The organism is Paraburkholderia sp. RAU2J (genome assembly GCF_003634845.1).
Lineage (GTDB): Bacteria > Pseudomonadota > Gammaproteobacteria > Burkholderiales > Burkholderiaceae > Paraburkholderia > Paraburkholderia fynbosensis.
The window spans coordinates 32,414-50,763 of sequence record NZ_RBXG01000004.1 but is presented as its reverse complement, the minus strand read 5'-3'; the positions used below and the strand labels follow the sequence as shown (position 1 = coordinate 50,763).

Below are 18,350 nucleotides of genomic sequence, written 5' to 3'. Positions count from 1 at the left end.
GATCAGTCAGAAACCGTGCGCAAGATACTCTCCAACGTCAGGGCACTACACGGCACCGAACAGCGTTATGAGCCGCGACGCGTCGACGTCGTGATCGAAGGCGAGCGCATCGCCGCTATCGTGCCGGGCGGCAGCGCGACCGACGGCGAATGCATACCGCTCGACGACTGCCTGCTGGTGCCGGGGCTCATCAACGGCCATCAACATTCGCACGAGCATTTTCACAAGGGACGGCTCGAAAACCTGCCGCTCGAGTTGTGGATGCACTACGTGCGCGCGCCGCGCCCCGTGAAGCTGACGCCGCGCCAAATCTATTTGCGAACGTTGATTGGCGCGCTCGAATCGCTGCGCAGCGGCGCAACCACGCTCGTCGACGACGTGAGCCTCGGTCAGGCCATTGACCCCGCCGCCGTCGACGCCATCTTCCAGGCATACGAGGACGCGGGGATTCGCGCGCTCGTGGGGTTCTCGATGATGGATCGCGCGATCGTCGATAACTTCCCGGAGGTCGACAGCATTTTCCCGCCCGCGCTGCTTGCGCAACTACGTGCGCAGCCGCGGCCCTCTCCCGATGTGTTCTTCGCGCTGCTGGAAAGCGAGTTGGCGCATCGCCATCCCCAGCATGATCGGGTCGGCATGCTGATCGCCCCTTCCGCACCGCAGCGCTGCACGCCAGAATTTCTCGCGCGTTGCCGCGCATTCGCCGACACGCATGATCTGCCGGTCATCATCCACGTTCAGGAAACGCGCTTGCAGGTGGTAACGGCGCAAGCCTTCTACGGCAAGTCCATGGTGATGCGCCTTGCCGAACTGGAATTTCTGCGCCCAGGCACGTCGCTAATCCACGCGGTCTGGTTGTCGAATGCTGAGATCGCGAGTCTGGCTCAATCGGGTGCGAGCGTTCAGCACAATCCATGGAGCAATCTAATGCTCGGCTCGGGCATTCAACCAGTGCGAGCGCTGCTCGATGCGGGTGTCAACGTGAGTCTCGGCTCCGACGGCTGCGCGTCGACGGTCACCGCCAATATGCTCAACGTGCTTGGCAGCGCCGCAGCGGTGTCGAAGATACGCGGCGACGATTATTCGCGCTGGTTGTCCGCGGCTGAAGCGCTGCATGCGGGGACAATTGGCGGCGCGACGGCGCTCGGACTAGGCAGCAAGCTCGGTGCAATCAAGCCGGGTTATAGCGCCGACCTGGTCGCTTACCGGACTGACGCGATCAGCTTCACGCCGTTAACCGATCCGGTGCGGCAACTGGTGTATGCCGAGCGCGGCGCCGCTATCGACAGCGTGTTTGTTGCGGGCGAGGCAGTCATGCGCAACGGACGACTCACGTGTGTCGATGAAGGCGCGCTGCTGCGGGAGATCAACGCCGCTTACCATGCGCTGGGCGCGGAGTTCGACCTCGCGGATGAATCCGTCGCGCCGCTGCGCGCGGAGATGGAGAAGGTCTACGCGCGCGCCCAGCTGCTGCAGGCCAACTGGCAACCTCATACAGCGAAGCTGCCCGGTTGACGGTGCGCTTGCGGGCGCGATAGATATGGAGCGCGAAGCGTGCGCGACCGCGTCAGCGTATGAACGCTCGCGTCACTCACTGCCATGAAATTGCTGCAGCAGATCGAGAAATAGGTCGAGCGCACGCGTTCGCGGCCGCGATATCTCGCTGATCGCGCTGATCCTGTTCTCGAAGAGCGGACCTTCGGGCACCTTGACGAGCGCGTGCCGCTTTGCGAATGCGGCTGCATAGAATTGCGGCAACAAACCGACATAGTGCCCGGACAGCGTCAGCATCGCGACCGCTTCAAGACCCGACGCCGTCGGCCCGCGCTGCATACCGAGCGTGTTGAGGGCCTCGTGCACGAATGGTTGCGATCGATAGACGAGCGGCAGCGTCGCCGCATCCCGCAAACGGCGGCGCGCCACGTACAGCTGCTGACGCTCGATGAACAGCGGCAGATAGTGAAAGCCCGCTTCGCGCCGATACATCCCGCGAATCGCCACCTGCACGCGCCGCTCGCGTATCGCGAGATCGAGTTCGTTGAAGGTCATCACGCGCAATTCGACGTTCACGTCCGGCGCATGCTCCTTCAGCGCGGCGAGCGCCTCGGGCAGATGACAGCCCTCGTCGCTGACGATGTGCTCGACCATGCCGATCGATAACGTACCGGACAACACGCCGCGTACCGCGTCGATCTCCGGACGAATGCGCTCTAGCGACTTCAGCGCCTCACGCGCGAGATCGAGTGCGACCTTGCCAGCATGCGTGAGCACGAAGCCGGACGGCCCTCGCTCGCACAGCCGCACGCCGAGCGTGTCCTCGACGTCGCGGATATGGCGGCTGATCGATGCCTTCGACATGTTCAGCTGTTTCTCGGCGGCGGCGAAACCGTTCGCCTGCGCGACCGCGCAGAAGATCCGCAGCGAGCGCAAATCGCGTTCGCTGAAGTCGGGACGGGTCGCGGCTGCGGCTCGTTGAGTCTGTCGATCGTTCAAGTTGAGGGACCTTAAGGAAAATCGGAGAGGTTTCGTTTTTCGAAACCATACCGATAAAAAAATCATTTTTCACGATCTTTACGACGTCGTACATTCGGTCGCCAGGTCCAAAGCGCGAAGTCGCGGCGACCACGCGGTACCCGGCCGGCACCCACACGTTTATTACGCGGAGAAAGCAATGAGAAACTGGTCCAGACGATCCTTTGTGAGAGCGGCCCTCGCGTCGGGCGCCGCTCTGGCGCTGCCGCAGATCGCGCTCGCCGAAGGCGGCACGCTCTCCGACATCAAGAAGCGCGGCAAGCTGACGGTCGGCACCGAAGCCGCGTACGAGCCGTTCGAATTTGTCGAGAACGGGCAGATTGTCGGCTACGGCCACGACGTGCTGGAGCTGATGGCGGCGAAGCTCGGTGTCAAGCTCGAACAGATGAACCTGCCATTTCAAGGCTTGCTGCCAGGCCTGATGTCGCACAAATTCGACTTCGTCGCGACCAGCGTCGGCATCACGCCGGAGCGCGCCAGGCGTTTCGCGTTCAGCGAGCCGGTCGGTGTCGTGCGTTCAGTGCTTCTGGTGCGCGCCGACGACGCGTCGATCAAACGCGACCTCGACATCGGCGGCAAGACGATCGGCACCCAGATGGGCTCGTCTTCGCAGCCGGTTGCCGACGAGTTCGAAAAGGATCTGAAGGAAAAGACCGGTAAGGGCTACGCGGGCACCAAGCTGTTCCAGGCATATCCGGACGTGTCGAACGCGCTCGCGAACAAGACCATCGACGTCGCGCTGATGCCGTCGAACATCGCCGCAGTGCAGATGAAACGCCAGCCCAACGTGTTCCGTATCGCCGGCACGATCGGCCAGCCGAAACTGCTTGCGTGGGTCGCCAATCCGGGCGACCTCGAGATCCGCAAGTTCATCAACGATTCGCTCGACGAATTCCGCACGAACGGCAAGCTCGCCGCGTTGCAGACGAAGTGGTTCGGCGCGCCGATGGACACGCCGCGCAGCAACTATCTGCCGACCGGCGCTATCTGACGCCACCATGTTCGACTGGATCGCTAAAGGCGGCGTGATGATGCCGTTCCTCGACGGCGTCGTCGCCGGCACGGCGCTCACGCTGGCCGCATCGGCCTGCGCGTTCGTGATCGGCCTTGCGCTCGGCATCGTGCTCCTGCTTGCGCGCATCTCGCCGATTGCGCCGCTGCGCTCGCTGGTCGTGCTGTGGGTTAGCCTGATCCGCGGCACGCCGGCGCTGATACACATGTTGATCGCGTATTACATGGTGCCGGCGCTGCTCAATATTTCGATCTCGCCGATCGCCGCCGGCATCGCCGCGCTCGCGTGTAACACCAGTGCGTACACCGCCGAGATTCTGCGCGCCGCGCTCGGCACAATCTCATGGGGACAGCGGGCCGCCGGCTACGCGATGGGCATGCGCACCGCGCAGGTCTGGCGTCACGTGCTGCTGCCGCAGATGATCTACCGGTCGATTCCACCGCTCACCAGCGAATTTACGATCCTGCTGAAAGCGTCGTCGCTGATGTCGATCATCGCGGTGCCCGAACTCGCTACGGTCGCGCGCAACGCGACGCTACAAACCGATCTGCCGCTGCAGGTGTTCACCATCACCGCCGCCGTCTACTTCGTGATCCTGTTTCTGATCTCGGCCGCTTCGCGCGTGTGCGAGCGCCGCGTTTCGAGGATGTTGCCCCATGGCCATTGATTTTTCGATCGTCCGCGAAGCGATTCCTCCGCTGCTCGAAGGTTTGCGCGTCACCGTGCTCGTCAGCACGATCGGCATACCGCTCGGCGTCGTCGCGGGTATCGTCGCGGCGTATGCGGCGCAGTCGCGCACGTGGCTGCGGCCCGTCGCGCTGTCGTACGTCGAGTTGGTGCGCAACATTCCGTATCTGATCCTCGTCTACCTGTCGTTCTTCGGCTTGCCGAAGCTTGGCGTAGGCGCATCGGCGATGACGGTCGCGATCGGCTGCACCGCGTTCTACACCGGCGGCTACTTTTGCGAGATCCTGCGCGCCGCGCTGCGCAGCGTGCAGCGCGGCCAGACGTATGCGGCCTTCTCGCTCGGCATGACGTTCTGGCAGGCGCAGCGTCATGTGATCGCGCCGCAGATGTTCGGGTTTATCACACCGCCGACCACGAGCCTCGTGATAATGATGTTCAAGGACTCGGCGATCTTCTCCGTGATGGCCCTGCCGGAGATGACATACCAGAGCAATCTGCTCACCGCAAACACGTTTGCCTATGCCGAAGTGCTCGGCACGACGGCATTGATCTACTGGATCTGCAGCGTTCTTCTCGCTGGCGTCGGTCGTCGACTGGAGACCGTAATCGGACGCCGCACGCGCCACGTTTGACGCGCATCCCGCCTTTCATCTGGAGACACACGCATGAGCCACTACACCGTTGCGCCACGCACCGGCCACCCGACGCTGCTGTATTCGGAACTCGATCTCGATATCGATAACCTCCAGGCCGATATCGCCGTGCTCGGCATGCCGTACGGCGCGCCGTATGCGCCGTCCGATTACAGCAACGATCAAACTAACGCGCCGTCGGCTATCCGTCAGGCGACTGATCGGGTCGTGCGCAAGCCCGAGCACTACGACTTCGACATCGACGGCCCGCTGCTGCAAGGCCGCACCGATATCCGTTTCGTCGATTGCGGCGACGTGATTCCCGACTTGACGAGGCCCGGCGAGCACTACGCGCGCGCCGAAGCGGCCGTGCGCCGCATCGTCGCTGGCGGCGCGATGCCGATAGTGCTCGGCGGCGATCACGGCGTCACGACGCCGGTGCTGCGCGGCCTCGATGCGAAAGGCCCGATCACGCTCGTGCATATCGACGCCCACCTCGACTGGCGCGACGAAGTGAACGGCGTGCGCGAAGGCCTGTCGAGTCCGATCCGCCGCGCGTCGGAGATGACCCACGTCAATCGCATCTTCCAGATCGGCCTGCGTGCACAGGGCAGCGGCCGTGCCGCGGAGCTCGTCGCCGCGCGTGCGTACGGCGCGGAACTCGTTACCGCGTACGAGCTTCACGACATCGGCATGGATGCGGTACTCGCGCGCATTCCGAACGGCGGCAACTACTACCTGACGATCGACGCCGACGGTCTCGATCCGTCGGTGATGCCGGCCGTCGCGGGTCCGGCGCCGGGCGGCGTCACCTTCGTGCAGGCGCGCAAACTGATCCACGGTCTGGTGAAGAAGGGACGCGTGGTCGGCATGGACATCGTCGAAATCCAGCCGGAGAAAGACGACGCGAATCTGATTTCGTGCGTGACGGCGGGCCGTTTGATTCTCAATCTGATTGGCGCGTCGATCCGCGCGGGGTACTTTGATAAATGACTCGACAAATGACGACGCCGATCATCGACATTCGCGGCATCGACAAGTGGTACGGCACGCACCACGTGCTCAAGCAATGTTCGACGCACGTGAACAAAGGTGAGATCGTCGTGGTGTGCGGGCCCTCGGGCTCAGGTAAATCAACACTGATTAAAGCGGTCAATGCGTTGGAGCCGTTTCAAAAAGGCGACATTCTTGTCGACGGCACATCGCTCACCGCGAAGTCGACGGATCTGCCGAGGCTACGCAGCCGCGTCGGCATGGTGTTCCAGCATTTCGAGCTGTTCCCTCACCTCGATCTGACGCGCAACCTGACGCTCGCGCAACGCATCGTGCTGGGTCGTGCCGAAGTCAAGGCGCGCACGAAAGCGCGCGAGCTGCTCGATCGCGTCGGTTTGTCGGCGCATGCGCACAAGTATCCGGGGCAACTGTCGGGCGGCCAGCAGCAGCGCGTCGCAATCGCGCGCGCGTTGTCGATGGATCCGACGGCGATGCTGTTCGACGAGCCGACGTCGGCGCTCGATCCGGAGATGGTCAACGAAGTGCTCGACGTGATGGTCGAGCTCGCGCGCGAAGGCATGACGATGATGGTCGTCACGCACGAGATGGGCTTCGCGCGCCGCGTCGCGCACCGCGTCGTGTTCATGGAGGACGGCGCGATCATCGAAGACAGTCCGACCGACGTGTTCTTCCAGGACGCCGCCAGCGCCGCCGCCAAGCGCTTCCTTTCAAAGATTCTTCACCACTGACAGCACGTTCATAACGACATGACCACCCATACCCGCATCCGTAAATTCAACACGCGCGAAACCTATCCAGAACAGAAGCTCGACAACGATTTGTGCCAGGCCGTGATCGCCGGCAAAACGATCTATTTGCGCGGCCAGATCGGCCAGGATCTCGACACGCGCGAGTCGGTCGGCATCGGCGACGTCACCGCGCAAACCGAGAAGGCGATGGCGAACGTCAAGATGCTGCTCGACGAGTGCGGCAGCAAGCTCGAAGACATCTGCAAGGTGACGGTGTACATCATCGATCCGCGTTATCGCGAGGCCGTCTACAAGGTAATGGGCCGCTGGCTCAAAGGCGTGTTCCCGGTGTCGACTGGCATCGTCGTGCAGGCGCTAGCGCGCCCGGAATGGCTCGTCGAAATCGACGTGGTCGCGGTGAAGCCAGAATGACGCTGAGCCGCAGTGCCGAACTGCTGAAGGCGTTGATCGCCTTTCCGACGATTTCGCGCACGCCGAATCTTGCGCTCAACTGGTTGCGGGTTTCCGTCCATTGCGAACGGAAGAACTACGATGACCGTTGGTAATCGTGCGAAGCCAGGAACATCGTTGTGAAAAGCGACTGGATCTCGATATCGAAGCGTACATTATGATCAGGAATGTGAACGCAACAGGCGTGAGCGATCATGGCGCATGGCGCCGTCAGTGAAGTGCGAGCCCCGCGCTGGTTCAGCAGTAGTGGCGCAGGTTGATCATCGTATAGGCAAGCGTCTTGAACGCATAGTGAACGTCACTGATGCGTTCAAAGCGCAGCAGCAGACGGCGGAACTTGTCCTCCCAGGCGAAGACCCGTTCAATGGTCCTGAAGCGCTCCTCGAAGATGGCTGGATCGTAGCGCTGCTTGCGGCCGCGCTTCGGTATTTTGCGTCCGCGCGGATTCTCGGGGATGTTCGGGGTCATGCCGCGATTGAAGATCGCCTTGCGGTTGGCCCTGCAGTCGTAAATGCCATCCAGGCTGACGATTGAACCGTGCAGGCCCGCGCCAATGGCGCGGGCCATGGCGGTGAGGCTTGGCAGCGCGTCGCGCAACAGCGGTGATTCGTTGCGGTTGCCGGGAGCGCTGATGAATGGTGCAATGACGTTGCAGTTGCGATCGCACAAGGCTACCACCTTGTCGCCCTTCAGATGCTTGTGCCCGCTATACCCGAGATTGTCGCCGCCTTTCTTCGCCGCCGTCGTGGTACCGTCGCCGTGGATGACCGAAAGGTCAAGCAGCTGGTCCTGATGAAGCTGCTGCACCGAGCCCGAAAAGATGGCATCGATACAACCATCGGCCTGCCAGCGACGAAACGTGCGGTAGATGCGCGTATAGTGGATTTCAGGGTGCCCTTCTGCATTCCTGTCGATCGGCAGCATCTTCCATTGACAACCCATGTACAGCGCCTGCAGGATGTAGTTGAAGATCTTGTGCAAGGCCAGCGTGGGGCGAGGTCCGCGACGGCCCAGGCTCAGATGCGGCCAGACAAATTGCTCGAACTGCTCCAGGCGCAATCTTGTTGGAATCTTTTGCCAGCATGGGCTTCGGGTCATTCGCTGCGTCCAGAAATCTGGACTTTAGCCGATCTGGCTACTCCGACCTGAAATCCAGTCCGGGCGCGGCTTGCAGACAAACTCCGTAGCCGTCGAAAACCCGCAACCAGTTCAGGTCTTCCTGGGTCGCGCGCAACGGCGACGCAGTGATCTTCTCGCGATCGCTCGCGTTAGGTGCATAGGCATTCCAGAACCATTGCATGGCTGCGCGCGTTAGCCACGGGCCTTCCGCGAATTCCTTGTACGAAGCGTCGTCGAAGTTCGCGTCGGTCACCGGATAGAACAACACTTGATAGCGCAGTTGCGGGCCACGGCGCTCCTTTGCGAGCAGCGTGACAGCCGCGGTCATATTTCCGCCCACGCTGTCACCCGCCACCGCCATCCTGGATGGATCGATGCCTAATTCGCGCCCATGTCTGGCGACATATTCTGTCGCTGCGTAAGCCTGCTCGATGGGCACAGGGTACTGCGCTTCTGGCGAGCGATCGTAATCAACGAACACAACCGCCGCGTGGGCCCCATTGGCAATCTCTCGAATCAAGCGGTCGTGCGTGTTGGTATCACCCAATACCCAGCCGCCTCCATGAAAGTACATGACCACGGGTAACGGTCCTGCGGCAAGTTAGGGCTTGACGATTCGAACCTTCACCGACCCAGTTGGCCCTACAGGCAAGGTACGGTTCTCAATACTGGCAGGAAGCTTTGCGACCGGCTGGGACTGCGCTCCGGCCAGTACATTGCGTGCATCTTCCGGCTTCAGGTCATAGATCGGCGGCCCAGACTGTTTCGCAAGCGCGTCGATAAAGCCCTGGGTCGTCGGCTCCAGAACTGGTGCGGCCTCGACCGACGTAACGAGCGCCACACTCGCCATTGCCATTAACGCCTTATTGCATAGCGTGATCATTGTTCTGTCTTTCCTGGTTCTTAGAAAATGCGATGGCGGTACAAGTGCAGATTTAAGCACGGCGTTTTAAGCGGCCATGCGAGCAGAACGGCTGAACTGGCCGCCATCCAGGTACTAATTAGTGGCCGGCGTAACCCGGAGTCAGATTGTTCTTCACGGAAGCGACGCCTTGCACACCCTGCGCAGCGTTTTCTGCAAGCGCAATCTGCTGGGCGTCCGGAACGGTACCGGCAAGCGTGACGGCGCCCTTGCGCGCGAGCACCGATACGTTCGATACGTCGAGTCCTCGGGTACTCGTCAGCGCTGCACGAACCTTTTTCGAGAGCGCGCGGTTTGCGGCGCGTTCAGCTTTACGCTCCGGACTGGTGAAGCCCGGTTTCGCCGCATGATCTTCGACCGGCGGCGAATACGTAGAAATAGCGGCATGAGCCGCGACGCCGAACGCGGCATAGCTGATGCACAAAACAGTTGCGATGATCTTCTTCATTCCAGACTCCATGGTGGTTGTCGTTGCGTGAAAAGTCGTGCACTTCTTTTTACGGAGCATCACTTTTCGTGGCCAATCATAGAGGCCCGGCGCGCCAACTTACATGGGCTTTCTGCTGAAACAGTTTTCAGGACACGCGGGAACGCCCAGGCGACTCGCATCGCGCTCAACAACTCATACTCAGGTATAGGGATCGCGATCCACACGGTCATGGTCATACGGACTGCGGCACAGTTTCCCGGGACATGGCGTTTGTGTACATTCCCCGAGGCGAGATTCGACAGTCTGGATCGACGGTTAAGAGCAATCAACAGAGCAACGAGGAGTAGCGCAGAATGTCCGAACAACATTTAACAAGCGCCAGCGGCGCGCCAGTGGCAGACAACCAGAACTCAATGACAGCCGGCAGCCGCGGACCCGTCGTGTTGCAAGACGTATGGCTGCTTGAGAAGCTGGCGCATTTCGATCGCGAAGTTATCCCTGAGCGGCGCGTCCATGCAAAAGGATCAGGTGCGTTTGGTACCCTCACGGTGACGCACGACATTTCTCCCTTCACGAAAGCGAAGCTATTCGCCGAAACTGGCAAGGAGACGCCAGTGTTCATGCGCTTTTCGACAGTCGCAGGTGAGCGCGGTGCAGCCGAGGCCGAGCGCGACGTGCGAGGCTTCGCGATCAGGTTTTACACTGAAGAGGGCAACTGGGACATCGTCGGCAACAATACGCCCGTGTTCTTCATTCGCGATCCGTTGAAGTTCCCGGACTTCATCCACACCCAGAAACGTGACCCCTACACGAATCTGCGCAGCAACGTCGCAGCCTGGGATTTCTGGTCGCGCCATCCCGAGTCGCTGCATCAGGTAACGATCCTGATGAGTGATCGCGGTATTCCTCAGAATTACCGGCAGATGCACGGCTTCGGCTCGCACACTTTCTCATTCATCAATGCGGCAAGCGAGCGCTTCTACGTGAAGTTCCACTTCAGGTCGATGCAGGGAATCGCGAACTACACGGACGAGGAAGCCGCGCAAGTAGTTGCCCGAGACCGCGAGAGCGCACAGCGCGATCTCGTGACAAATATCGAAGCGGAGAACTTCCCGCGGTGGAAATTGCAGATCCAGGTCATGCCTGAAGGCGAAGCAGTCGCGTACCGGTATAACCCGTTTGACATCACGAAGGTCTGGCCGCACGCCGACTACCCGTTGATCGATGTCGGCATGATCGAATTGAATCGCAATGCGCAAAACTACTTTGCCGATGTCGAGCAGGCGGCATTCACACCGGCCAATGTCGTGCCGGGCATTGGCTTCTCACCAGACCGCCTCCTTCAAGGCAGACTTTTCTCGTATGGCGACACACAGCGCTATCGGCTTGGCGTCAATCACCATCAGATTCCGGTGAACGCTTCGCGGTCCGCAGTGCAGCACTCGTTCCATCGCGACGGACTCATGCGTGTGGATGGCAATCTTGGCGGCAACGTGAACTACGAGCCGAACCGCTTCGGCGACTTCGCGCAAGACCGGAGCGTCGCAGAGCCGCCCCTTGAAGCAGGCGCCGTTGATCGCTACGACCATCGGGAAGACACGGATTACTACAGCCAGCCGGCTCAGCTTTTCCGCCTTTTCGATGACGAAGAACGCTCGCGCCTGTTCGGCAATATTGCTCGCGCGATTCAAGGCGTTCCACAGGAGATTGTCGAACGGATTCTCGCGCATTTCGAGCAAATCGATCTCGCCTACGCCGGCGGAGTTCGCGCCTCCATTGCAGGGCGCCAATAGCAGACAGAGCCATCTATGCGGTGATCACCGCGCGCAAATCGCGCCGAGCATCGCACCGCGATCTCCTTCATCGGGAATCTGGAGTCACTTATGAACGAAGCCTTCCATTACGACTATCTGTTTCTCGGCGGCGGCAAGGGCGGCAAGTCGCTCGCCATGGATCTGGCGCGAGCGGGAAAGCGCGTTGCTGTGATCGAGCGCGGCATGATCGGCGGTTCATGCATAAACGTGGCGTGCATCCCCAGCAAAACGCTCATCCAGGTCGCGCGCAATCACCACGCACGGAGTCTCGTCGACGAAGAGTCCGGATCCAGAACTGACATGGCTCAAGTGAGCGCTACAGTCAAAACCGTCGTGGATGGAATGGTCGAACTGAATCGCCGCGCGTTTCAGGATTCCGGACTACATCTCGTGACTGGCACCGGGCGATTCGTCGGTCCGCGCAAGATTCTCGTTCAGACTGCCGACGGCAGCGAACAGATGTTCGAAGGCGATCATGTCTATATCAACACTGGGACGTTCGCCACGATCCCCGACGTTCCGGGCCTTCCTGAGCTTCAGCCTCTCACCCATGTCGAAGCACTGCGACTGACGGAACTGCCTTCGCATCTGGTCGTGCTCGGCGGTGGCTATATCGGGCTGGAGATGGCCCACGCGTTCAGACGACTCGGCAGCGACGTCACGGTAGTCAACGACGGGCCGCGGCTACTAATGCGTGAAGACGAAGACGTCAGTGCGGAAATTCTGCAGTCGTTCCAGCACGACGGAATCGACGTAAAGCTCAACGTACGGCCTGTCGAAGCTCAGGGTCGCAACGGCGACGGCGCGCGAATCAGGCTCAGTGACGAAAGCGTGGTGCAGGGCACTCATGTGCTCGTCGCCACCGGCAGGACGCCGGCTACCAGCACGTTGGACCTGCACCTCGCGGGGGTGGAATGCGATGCTCGTGGTTTCATCAAGGTTGACGACACGCTCGCCACGACGGCGGAACGAACGTGGGCCATTGGCGAAGTCGCCGGCACGCCGATGTTCACCCACGCGTCTTTCGACGACTATCGCGTTCTCAAAGCCGGCATAGAAGGACGGGCGCGAAGCGTCAGGTCACGCACCATACCTTACGCATTGTTCATCGACCCGGAGCTGGGTCGCATTGGCATGAACGAGTCTCAAGCCAAGGCGAACAACGTGCCTTATCGAGTCGCCAAACTGCCACTAGCGGCCGTGCCGCGTGCCCGTACCAACCGCGCGACGCGCGGCTTCATGAAGGCACTGGTGAGCCCCGAGTCCAGCGCGATCATCGGCTTCACCATGCTCGGCTCAGGCGCGGGAGAAGTCACCACAGCCGTCCAGATGGCCATGCTCGGCGGCTTGCCCTATACAGCCGTGCGCGATGCGATCATTGCGCACCCGCTGATGTCCGAGGGGCTCAATCTTCTGTTTGCGACCTTGAAGTAATCTCATGAACCACTCCCCAGACACGGACGACACGAACGGCGTGTCATCGTTGCAGCCGAATCCCGAATCGGACCCACACGCATCGCGCCGACAACAGAAATATCCAGTGTTGAGCGATGCCGAAATCGCCCGGATCGCTCGATTCGGTGACGTTTGCCATTGGCGCGATGGCACGCGTATCTTCAAGGTCGCCGATCCGGGCTTTGGGATGTACGTGGTGTTGTCCGGCAGGATCAAGGTGACCCGTCGCGATGCGTTCGACCGACAACTCGTGATCAATGAACAAGGCCCGGGCCACTTCGTGTCGGAGGTCGGGCAGATCTCGAGTGGCCGCTGTCTGGTCGACGGCGAAGCAGCGGGCGACGTGCGTGCGCTTCACGTCCCGCCGGAACGCCTTCGGGCGCTTCTGATTGCGGAAGCTGAGCTAGGCGAGCGCATCTTGCGCGCGCTCATCCTGCGTCGCGTGGGACTGATCGAAGGCGGCAGCGGCCTCATTCTGGTGACCAAGGCCAACAACGCAAAACTCAACTCCTTGCAGAGTTTCCTCGCGCGCAACAACGTTCCTCACACGGTCGTGAACACGGCCTCCGACGGCGACATGGCGCAGTACGTCGGAAAATGGGCCGCTGACGATTCGGACTACCCGCTCGTCCTCAGCCCCAACGGCACGATCTTGCGCGCGCCGAGCGAGTCGGAGCTCGCCACCGCACTCGGCTGGCTACCCGAGTTCGTCGCGGGCGAGGTGTTCGACGTGGCTGTGGTAGGCGCCGGTCCCGCAGGACTCGCGACGGCGGTCTACGCTGCTTCCGAAGGACTGCGCGTTGCCGTCTTCGATCATCGCGCGCCGGGCGGCCAGGCTGGTGCGAGTGCCCGCATCGAAAACTTCTTCGGCTTCCCGACCGGCATTTCCGGACATGCATTGACCGCTCGTGCTTTCGTGCAGGCCCAGAAGTTCGGTGCACGGGTGGCCATTCCCGCGGAAGTAGAATCGCTCGACTGCGCGGCATCACCGCTACGGCTGCGGCTTCGAAGCGGCGTTGAGATCAGCGCGCGCACCGTCGTCATAGCATCCGGCGCGGCCTACAGGAAGCCTGATATTCAGGGCCTGGAGCGATTCGAAGGCAAGGGCGCCTACTACTGGGTGTCGCCGGTCGAAGCCAAGGCTTGCGCAGGCAAAGACGTCCTTCTGATCGGAGCCGGCAATTCAGCGGGCCAGGCGGCCGTTTACCTCGCCTCGCACGCGCGGCGCGTCGGCATGCTCGTTCGCGGACGGGACCTGAAGTCCAGCATGTCTCAGTACCTTGTCGAGCGCATCGCGTCTCTGGAAAACATCGACGTTCAGTACAACACGCAGATCACGGCGCTGCATGGCGCGGAGAATCTGGAGTCGGTGGAAATCGTGCGTGATGGGCAATGCACGGTGTCTCCAACCGAACACGTGTTCCTGTTTATCGGCGCATCGCCCAACACCGCGTGGCTGTCCGGATGCGGTGTTCTGGTGGAACGCAGCGGGTTCGTCCTTACCGGGCAGGCGGCCGCGGCGCAATCGAGTGAACACGAGACGAGCATAGGGGGCGTTTTCTGCGCCGGCGACGTTCGCTTCGGCTCGACCAAGCGGGTCGCTGCGGCCGTCGGCGATGGCGCCGCCGTTGTTTCGCAGATCCATCAGCATCTGGATCAGACAAGCACGCAGGCTTAGCCCACACGGGACGCGCCGCATCCTTTCTCTGCTCCAACGCCAATGCAAAAGCGTGCGCTGCCTTCGAGCAGCGCACGCTTCTTTCTGGGGCGTTCATCCACCCATGCACTGCTGACCGTTCTTCAGAAGCCTTCGAGAACGATCTTGCCCAAGGCTCGGTTGCTTTCGATCAACGCGTGCGCCTTCCGCAAGTTATCCGCGCCGATTGACCCGATATGCTGCCCCAGCGTGGTCTTTATGACGCGCTGGTCGATCAACGAAGCGACGCGACTCAGCAACGCGTTCTGTCTGATCATGTCGCCCGTTTGGAACATCGAACGGGTGAACATGAACTCCCAGTGCAACGAAATGGATTTGCGCTTGAGCGGCATGGCGTCCAGCGTCGCCGGATCGTCGATCAGTGCCAGTTGTCCCTCGGGCTTGAGCAGTTCGACGATTTGCGAGTAATAGCTGTCTGTATGGGTCAGACTGACAACATGATCGAACTGCTGGATGCCGGCCTCGGCCAATTGCGGTTGGAGGGGCTTGCCGTGATCGATAACGTGATGGGCGCCCAGTTCGCGCACCCACGCCTGGGTCGCGGGCCGCGAGGCTGTGCCGATCACCGTCAGCTCCGTCATCCTGCGAGCCAATTGCACGAGGATCGAGCCGACGCCGCCCCCTGCACCGATCACCAGAAGACTCTGGCCATTGCCGCTACCCTCCTTCACCTTCAGGCGGTCGAATAGCAGCTCCCACGCCGTGATACTGGTGAGCGGTAGCGCCGCGGCTTCGGCCGCCGAAATGGACATAGGCCGGTGCCCGGCGATACGTTCGTCGACGAGGCCATACTCTGCGTAGCTGCCAGCGCGTGTGATGTCGCCCGCGTACCAGACCTCGTCGCCTGCCTTGAACAGTTCAACGTCCGCGCCAACGGCTTCCACTGTGCCGACCGCATCCCATCCGAGCACTCGCGGAGCGGCAGGTTGCATGCTCATGCGGACTTTGCTGTCCACCGGATTGACCGAGATTGCCTGGATCTTTACGAGCAGATCGTGCGGGCCGGGTTGCGGCTTTGGCAAGTCTGCCTCGTAGAGGGCCTGCGGATCCTCGATGGGTAGACCCGCCTGAGCGTACACAATCGCTTTCATAAGTGTTTTCTCGAGTTCGTTAAGGGTTGCGGACAGTCAGGCTCCGCGTAGGAATTCCCGGACGTGAGCAACATAGCTCTGCGCGTACTGAAACAGCGCGCCATGCCCCGAATTCGGATAGACGATCAACGTCGCATTCGGGAGGCCTTCCGCCAGCGCGAAACTATTTGCAGTCGGGATCATGATGTCGTTATCGCCGTTCGTGACGAGAACCGGATGCGCGATCCTGCCCAGCTTTTCTCTTACGTCGCCGTTCCAGTTAGCCCACGCGATCATGGCCTGCAGCTGCGCCGTGGCGACCTCCGCGCCTGCCGGAACGTCGCGCTCCGCGCTGCGGGTTTCCAGGCGACCGACGAATGCCTCGGCTGCGGCCTGCCCGTCCGTCGTTGCGGGGAAAAAGAGCCGCTTGAGCTTCTCGTTCGGCGGCATGTCGCCGTCGGTATAGATCGCGAGGAGTTCGGGGCGGTCCATTCCAGCGCCCGCACCGCCTTCCGGGGCGCTGCCGGAGATGATCAGGCGCTCGACGAGTGCGGGTCTCGCGATTGCAATGTCCTGCGCGAGGAAGCCGCCCAGCGAGAAACCCAGGATGTGGATTCGTGCGAGCGACAACGCGTCGACAAAGCGCATCACATGTTGCGCCATTTGCGCAATCGTGGTCGGCACATGGCCACTCGACCGACCGACGCCCGCATTCTCAAAGAGAATGACTTCGCGGTCTTCCGCGAGGGCGTCGACGATGGCGGGATCCCAATTGTCCAGGGTACCCGTGAAGTGCTGCAGGCAGATAACCGGCAGGCCGCCGTTACGATTGCCAAAGCGGCGATAAGCATAACGCAGACCAGACACGTCGGCATAACGCGTCTCGGCGTTCGATGAAGTCATTGCAGTCATGGTTCTCTTCTCCGAAGGCGCAAGCAACGCCTCGTGTTGTTCGATGTCAGCTCAGGGTGATGTCATGCAAGTCGATGGAGACGACCAGCGGCTCGGACAATGACTTTCCGTCGGGCGTTCTCGGATAGATGCGACGCTTCGTCGGAAAATGGATTCCGGAGACAGTCGTGTAGTCGCTGACGTAGTGCGCGCCCGGCGTATTGCCCGCAATCTCGACGTCGTAGTCGAGACGGCGGACCAGCTTGTCCGAGCCCACGTAGATTGCCTGCGCCTTGCTGAACACTTCGAGGCCAGCCGGATAGTGAATGGCAATTTTGCGCCACTCCTCGCCCTGCTCGTTCCATGCGCCCTGCTCCTCGCATTCCACGCCGTCCCAGGCGAGCACGAACGGCGTGTTGAGGTAGGTCCACATCGCGCAGCCCGCGAAGAACGCGAGTTGCAGAGCGTCCCACGGTGTTTCGAGCGTATGGCCTTCGAATGAGGCGCGCGGATCGTCGTGAGCGGCCATGACTTCGCCGCCCTGGTCCAGAAGAGCGACACGGCTGCCGGTGAAGTCGCTGCGTGCCGCGAGCGCCCCAAAGGGAGCGTGCGACGCCCATTGGCGGTCGGTTGCGACCGTCACCGTCGTGCGATCCAGGGTGCCTGCGTGGCCCTTGAGAGCCCACAATGCCCCGCCCTGCACGAGATCGGCGCGGACCGTACTGAACTTGCGCCACTGCGCGAGGCCGCCATGGGCCTCGATGATGGATTGAGCAACCGCGTTCATGCTTTAACTCCTGTGTTATCGACATTCATGAGTAACACCGCACGAAAGCGCACGTCGGCGCGCATCATGCGGTCGTAGGCTTCCTGCGCCTGCTCGAGCGGGAAAGTTTCGATCAGCGGACGAATGTTTTGCAGTTGGGCAAATGCCAGCGTTTGCTCGTTATCAGTCACCGTGCCGGTCAATGCGCCCACCACGGTGCGTCCGCCGAATACGAGGTCGACGGCATTTACAGCGATCGGCTCGCCCGGCACAGCGACTACCACCAGCTTGCCTCGCGGCGCCAGACCGCGAACGGTGTCCGCCATGCCGGTACCGCTGGGCGCCGTACCGAGCACCACCTTCGCGCCGCCCAGCCCCTGCAGCGCCGCCGCCACGTCCTCGGCTTTGGCGTCGATGTAGCGATGCGCGCCAAGTTGCAACGCCAGTTCCGCCTTATCCGCGCCACGCGCAATCGCGACCGTGTAAAAGCCCATCTTGCGGGCAAATTGCACGGCGAGATGTCCGAGGCCGCCGAGGCCCTGGATCGCCACTACGTCACCGGCCCTCGCACCGGCATTGCGAAGCGCATTGAAGGTAGTCAGCCCGGCGCACAGCAGCGGCGCAGCTTCGGCCGCGATCAGATCGTCGGGCACGCGGACCAGGCCGCGCGCCTCGGCCAGCATGATTTCCGCGTATCCGCCGTCGGTCGTGATGCCGGTAATGACCGGGTTCTGACAGTTGACGATGTCGCCTTGCCGGCACGACGGGCAACTGCGATCTTCGCCGGCGAGGAATCCCACCCCGACCCGTTGACCTATGCTCCAGCCCTCGACGCCTTCGCCCAGTGCCTCGATGCGGCCCACTACTTCATGACCGGGCACGCGAGGTTGAGCGTCTTCAGGGACTTCGCGCTCGACGGTTGCACTGTCGGAGTGGCACACGCCGCAGGCTTCGACGCGGATTCGCACTTGTCCGCGAACCGGTTGCGGAATTGGCCGCTCGACGAGTTGCAACTGGCCGGGCGCCTTGACTACTGCGGCTCGATAAGTCGATTGGAGGCTCATCTCTTGTTCTTCACTTGAAAATTAAA

At 61.6% G+C, this 18,350-nt stretch carries 20 protein-coding genes; 11 read left to right on the top strand and 9 right to left on the bottom strand.

From position 1 onward, the window contains the following. Positions 1-15: 15 nt before the first annotated feature. Positions 16-1,515: an amidohydrolase family protein gene (locus tag B0G69_RS37780; protein WP_121325193.1), complete on the top strand. Its 1,500-nt coding sequence runs from the start codon at positions 16-18 to the stop codon at positions 1,513-1,515. Positions 1,516-1,587: 72 nt separating this feature from the next. On the opposite strand, the gene B0G69_RS37775 is transcribed toward B0G69_RS37780, so the two are convergent. Further along, entirely contained in the window at positions 1,588-2,493 is a 906-nt protein-coding gene (locus B0G69_RS37775) for a LysR family transcriptional regulator (protein ID WP_121325192.1), read from the bottom strand. Between the two features lie 178 nt (positions 2,494-2,671). Here B0G69_RS37775 and B0G69_RS37770 point away from each other — a divergent pair, with 178 nt between their 5' ends. Genes B0G69_RS37770 through B0G69_RS41240 form a run of 7 tightly spaced genes read left to right on the top strand, consistent with a single transcriptional unit; the run spans position 2,672 to position 7,171 of the window. Then, positions 2,672-3,523 (top strand): transporter substrate-binding domain-containing protein, encoded by an 852-nt coding sequence (locus B0G69_RS37770; RefSeq protein ID WP_121325191.1) that lies wholly within the window; start codon positions 2,672-2,674, stop codon positions 3,521-3,523. A gap of 7 nt (positions 3,524-3,530) precedes the next feature. Beyond that, entirely contained in the window at positions 3,531-4,211 is a 681-nt protein-coding gene (locus B0G69_RS37765) for an amino acid ABC transporter permease (RefSeq protein ID WP_121325190.1), read from the top strand. After that, positions 4,201-4,863 (top strand): amino acid ABC transporter permease, encoded by a 663-nt coding sequence (locus tag B0G69_RS37760; protein ID WP_121325189.1) that lies wholly within the window; start codon positions 4,201-4,203, stop codon positions 4,861-4,863. Before B0G69_RS37765 ends, B0G69_RS37760 begins: the two co-directional genes overlap by 11 nt. Positions 4,864-4,896: 33 nt before the next feature. Further along, complete coding sequence (locus tag B0G69_RS37755) at positions 4,897-5,856, top strand: agmatinase (protein ID WP_121325188.1); 960 nt, start codon at positions 4,897-4,899, stop codon at positions 5,854-5,856. A gap of 20 nt (positions 5,857-5,876) precedes the next feature. Further along, positions 5,877-6,605 carry an amino acid ABC transporter ATP-binding protein gene (locus tag B0G69_RS37750; RefSeq protein WP_121325619.1) on the top strand — a complete coding sequence of 243 codons (729 nt, stop codon included), beginning with the start codon at positions 5,877-5,879 and terminating at the stop codon, positions 6,603-6,605. An 18-nt stretch (positions 6,606-6,623) separates the two neighbouring features. Then, the gene (locus B0G69_RS37745) at positions 6,624-7,037 is read left to right on the top strand and encodes a RidA family protein (protein WP_121325187.1); all 414 of its coding nucleotides are present in this window, start codon (positions 6,624-6,626) and stop codon (positions 7,035-7,037) included. Next, positions 7,034-7,171: a hypothetical protein gene (locus B0G69_RS41240; RefSeq protein ID WP_158609054.1), complete on the top strand. Its 138-nt coding sequence runs from the start codon at positions 7,034-7,036 to the stop codon at positions 7,169-7,171. Before B0G69_RS37745 ends, B0G69_RS41240 begins: the two co-directional genes overlap by 4 nt. A 142-nt stretch (positions 7,172-7,313) precedes the next feature. Here the strand turns inward: B0G69_RS41240 and B0G69_RS37740 are convergent, their stop codons facing one another. The 4 genes from B0G69_RS37740 to B0G69_RS37730 form a co-directional block, all read right to left on the bottom strand. Further along, positions 7,314-8,174, bottom strand: a complete 861-nt coding sequence (locus tag B0G69_RS37740) for an IS5 family transposase (protein WP_121325186.1) — start codon at positions 8,172-8,174, stop codon at positions 7,314-7,316. A gap of 37 nt (positions 8,175-8,211) precedes the next feature. Continuing rightward, positions 8,212-8,775 carry an alpha/beta hydrolase gene (locus B0G69_RS42530; protein WP_347232543.1) on the bottom strand — a complete coding sequence of 188 codons (564 nt, stop codon included), beginning with the start codon at positions 8,773-8,775 and terminating at the stop codon, positions 8,212-8,214. 21 nt (positions 8,776-8,796) lie between these two features. Next, a complete protein-coding gene (locus tag B0G69_RS42525) occupies positions 8,797-9,078 on the bottom strand; it encodes a hypothetical protein (RefSeq protein ID WP_241991714.1) in 282 nt (93 codons plus the stop codon). Positions 9,079-9,196: 118 nt separating this feature from the next. Continuing rightward, entirely contained in the window at positions 9,197-9,565 is a 369-nt protein-coding gene (locus tag B0G69_RS37730) for a BON domain-containing protein (RefSeq protein WP_121325185.1), read from the bottom strand. 335 nt (positions 9,566-9,900) lie between these two features. On the opposite strand from B0G69_RS37730, the gene B0G69_RS37725 reads away from it, so the two are divergent. From B0G69_RS37725 to B0G69_RS37715, 3 genes are all read left to right on the top strand, one after another. Next, positions 9,901-11,340, top strand: coding sequence for a catalase (locus B0G69_RS37725; protein ID WP_121325184.1), 1,440 nt, complete (start codon positions 9,901-9,903; stop codon positions 11,338-11,340). A gap of 90 nt (positions 11,341-11,430) precedes the next feature. Further along, the gene (locus B0G69_RS37720) at positions 11,431-12,795 is read left to right on the top strand and encodes an FAD-dependent oxidoreductase (protein ID WP_121325183.1); all 1,365 of its coding nucleotides are present in this window, start codon (positions 11,431-11,433) and stop codon (positions 12,793-12,795) included. Positions 12,796-12,799: 4 nt separating this feature from the next. Then, positions 12,800-14,494 carry an FAD-dependent oxidoreductase gene (locus tag B0G69_RS37715; protein ID WP_121325182.1) on the top strand — a complete coding sequence of 565 codons (1,695 nt, stop codon included), beginning with the start codon at positions 12,800-12,802 and terminating at the stop codon, positions 14,492-14,494. 122 nt (positions 14,495-14,616) lie between these two features. Here the strand turns inward: B0G69_RS37715 and B0G69_RS37710 are convergent, their stop codons facing one another. From B0G69_RS37710 to B0G69_RS37695, 4 genes are read right to left on the bottom strand one after another with little or no spacing between them, the layout of a single operon-like run. Then, the gene (locus B0G69_RS37710) at positions 14,617-15,624 is read right to left on the bottom strand and encodes a zinc-binding alcohol dehydrogenase family protein (protein WP_121325181.1); all 1,008 of its coding nucleotides are present in this window, start codon (positions 15,622-15,624) and stop codon (positions 14,617-14,619) included. A gap of 36 nt (positions 15,625-15,660) precedes the next feature. Continuing rightward, a complete protein-coding gene (locus B0G69_RS37705; RefSeq protein ID WP_121325180.1) occupies positions 15,661-16,515 on the bottom strand; it encodes an alpha/beta hydrolase in 855 nt (284 codons plus the stop codon). A 46-nt stretch (positions 16,516-16,561) separates the two neighbouring features. Next, positions 16,562-17,281 (bottom strand): hypothetical protein, encoded by a 720-nt coding sequence (locus B0G69_RS37700; RefSeq protein WP_121325179.1) that lies wholly within the window; start codon positions 17,279-17,281, stop codon positions 16,562-16,564. Further along, positions 17,278-18,324 carry an alcohol dehydrogenase gene (locus B0G69_RS37695; protein ID WP_121325178.1) on the bottom strand — a complete coding sequence of 349 codons (1,047 nt, stop codon included), beginning with the start codon at positions 18,322-18,324 and terminating at the stop codon, positions 17,278-17,280. Before B0G69_RS37695 ends, B0G69_RS37700 begins: the two co-directional genes overlap by 4 nt. Positions 18,325-18,350 lie beyond the last annotated feature (26 nt).

Bases quoted from the DNA above. Each gene is read 5' to 3' on its own strand.
- B0G69_RS37770 (WP_121325191.1), top strand. From the start codon at position 2,672: ATGAGAAACTGGTCCAGACGATCCTTTGTGAGAGCGGCCCTCGCGTCG.
- B0G69_RS37765 (WP_121325190.1), top strand. From the start codon at position 3,531: ATGTTCGACTGGATCGCTAAAGGCGGCGTGATGATGCCGTTCCTCGAC.
- B0G69_RS37760 (WP_121325189.1), top strand. From the start codon at position 4,201: ATGGCCATTGATTTTTCGATCGTCCGCGAAGCGATTCCTCCGCTGCTC.
- B0G69_RS37755 (WP_121325188.1), top strand. From the start codon at position 4,897: ATGAGCCACTACACCGTTGCGCCACGCACCGGCCACCCGACGCTGCTG.
- B0G69_RS37745 (WP_121325187.1), top strand. From the start codon at position 6,624: ATGACCACCCATACCCGCATCCGTAAATTCAACACGCGCGAAACCTAT.
- B0G69_RS41240 (WP_158609054.1), top strand. From the start codon at position 7,034: ATGACGCTGAGCCGCAGTGCCGAACTGCTGAAGGCGTTGATCGCCTTT.
- B0G69_RS37740 (WP_121325186.1), bottom strand. From the start codon at position 8,174: ATGACCCGAAGCCCATGCTGGCAAAAGATTCCAACAAGATTGCGCCTG.
- B0G69_RS42525 (WP_241991714.1), bottom strand. From the start codon at position 9,078: ATGATCACGCTATGCAATAAGGCGTTAATGGCAATGGCGAGTGTGGCG.
- B0G69_RS37730 (WP_121325185.1), bottom strand. From the start codon at position 9,565: ATGAAGAAGATCATCGCAACTGTTTTGTGCATCAGCTATGCCGCGTTC.
- B0G69_RS37725 (WP_121325184.1), top strand. From the start codon at position 9,901: ATGTCCGAACAACATTTAACAAGCGCCAGCGGCGCGCCAGTGGCAGAC.
- B0G69_RS37720 (WP_121325183.1), top strand. From the start codon at position 11,431: ATGAACGAAGCCTTCCATTACGACTATCTGTTTCTCGGCGGCGGCAAG.
- B0G69_RS37715 (WP_121325182.1), top strand. From the start codon at position 12,800: ATGAACCACTCCCCAGACACGGACGACACGAACGGCGTGTCATCGTTG.
- B0G69_RS37710 (WP_121325181.1), bottom strand. From the start codon at position 15,624: ATGAAAGCGATTGTGTACGCTCAGGCGGGTCTACCCATCGAGGATCCG.
- B0G69_RS37705 (WP_121325180.1), bottom strand. From the start codon at position 16,515: ATGACTGCAATGACTTCATCGAACGCCGAGACGCGTTATGCCGACGTG.
- B0G69_RS37700 (WP_121325179.1), bottom strand. From the start codon at position 17,281: ATGAACGCGGTTGCTCAATCCATCATCGAGGCCCATGGCGGCCTCGCG.
- B0G69_RS37695 (WP_121325178.1), bottom strand. From the start codon at position 18,324: ATGAGCCTCCAATCGACTTATCGAGCCGCAGTAGTCAAGGCGCCCGGC.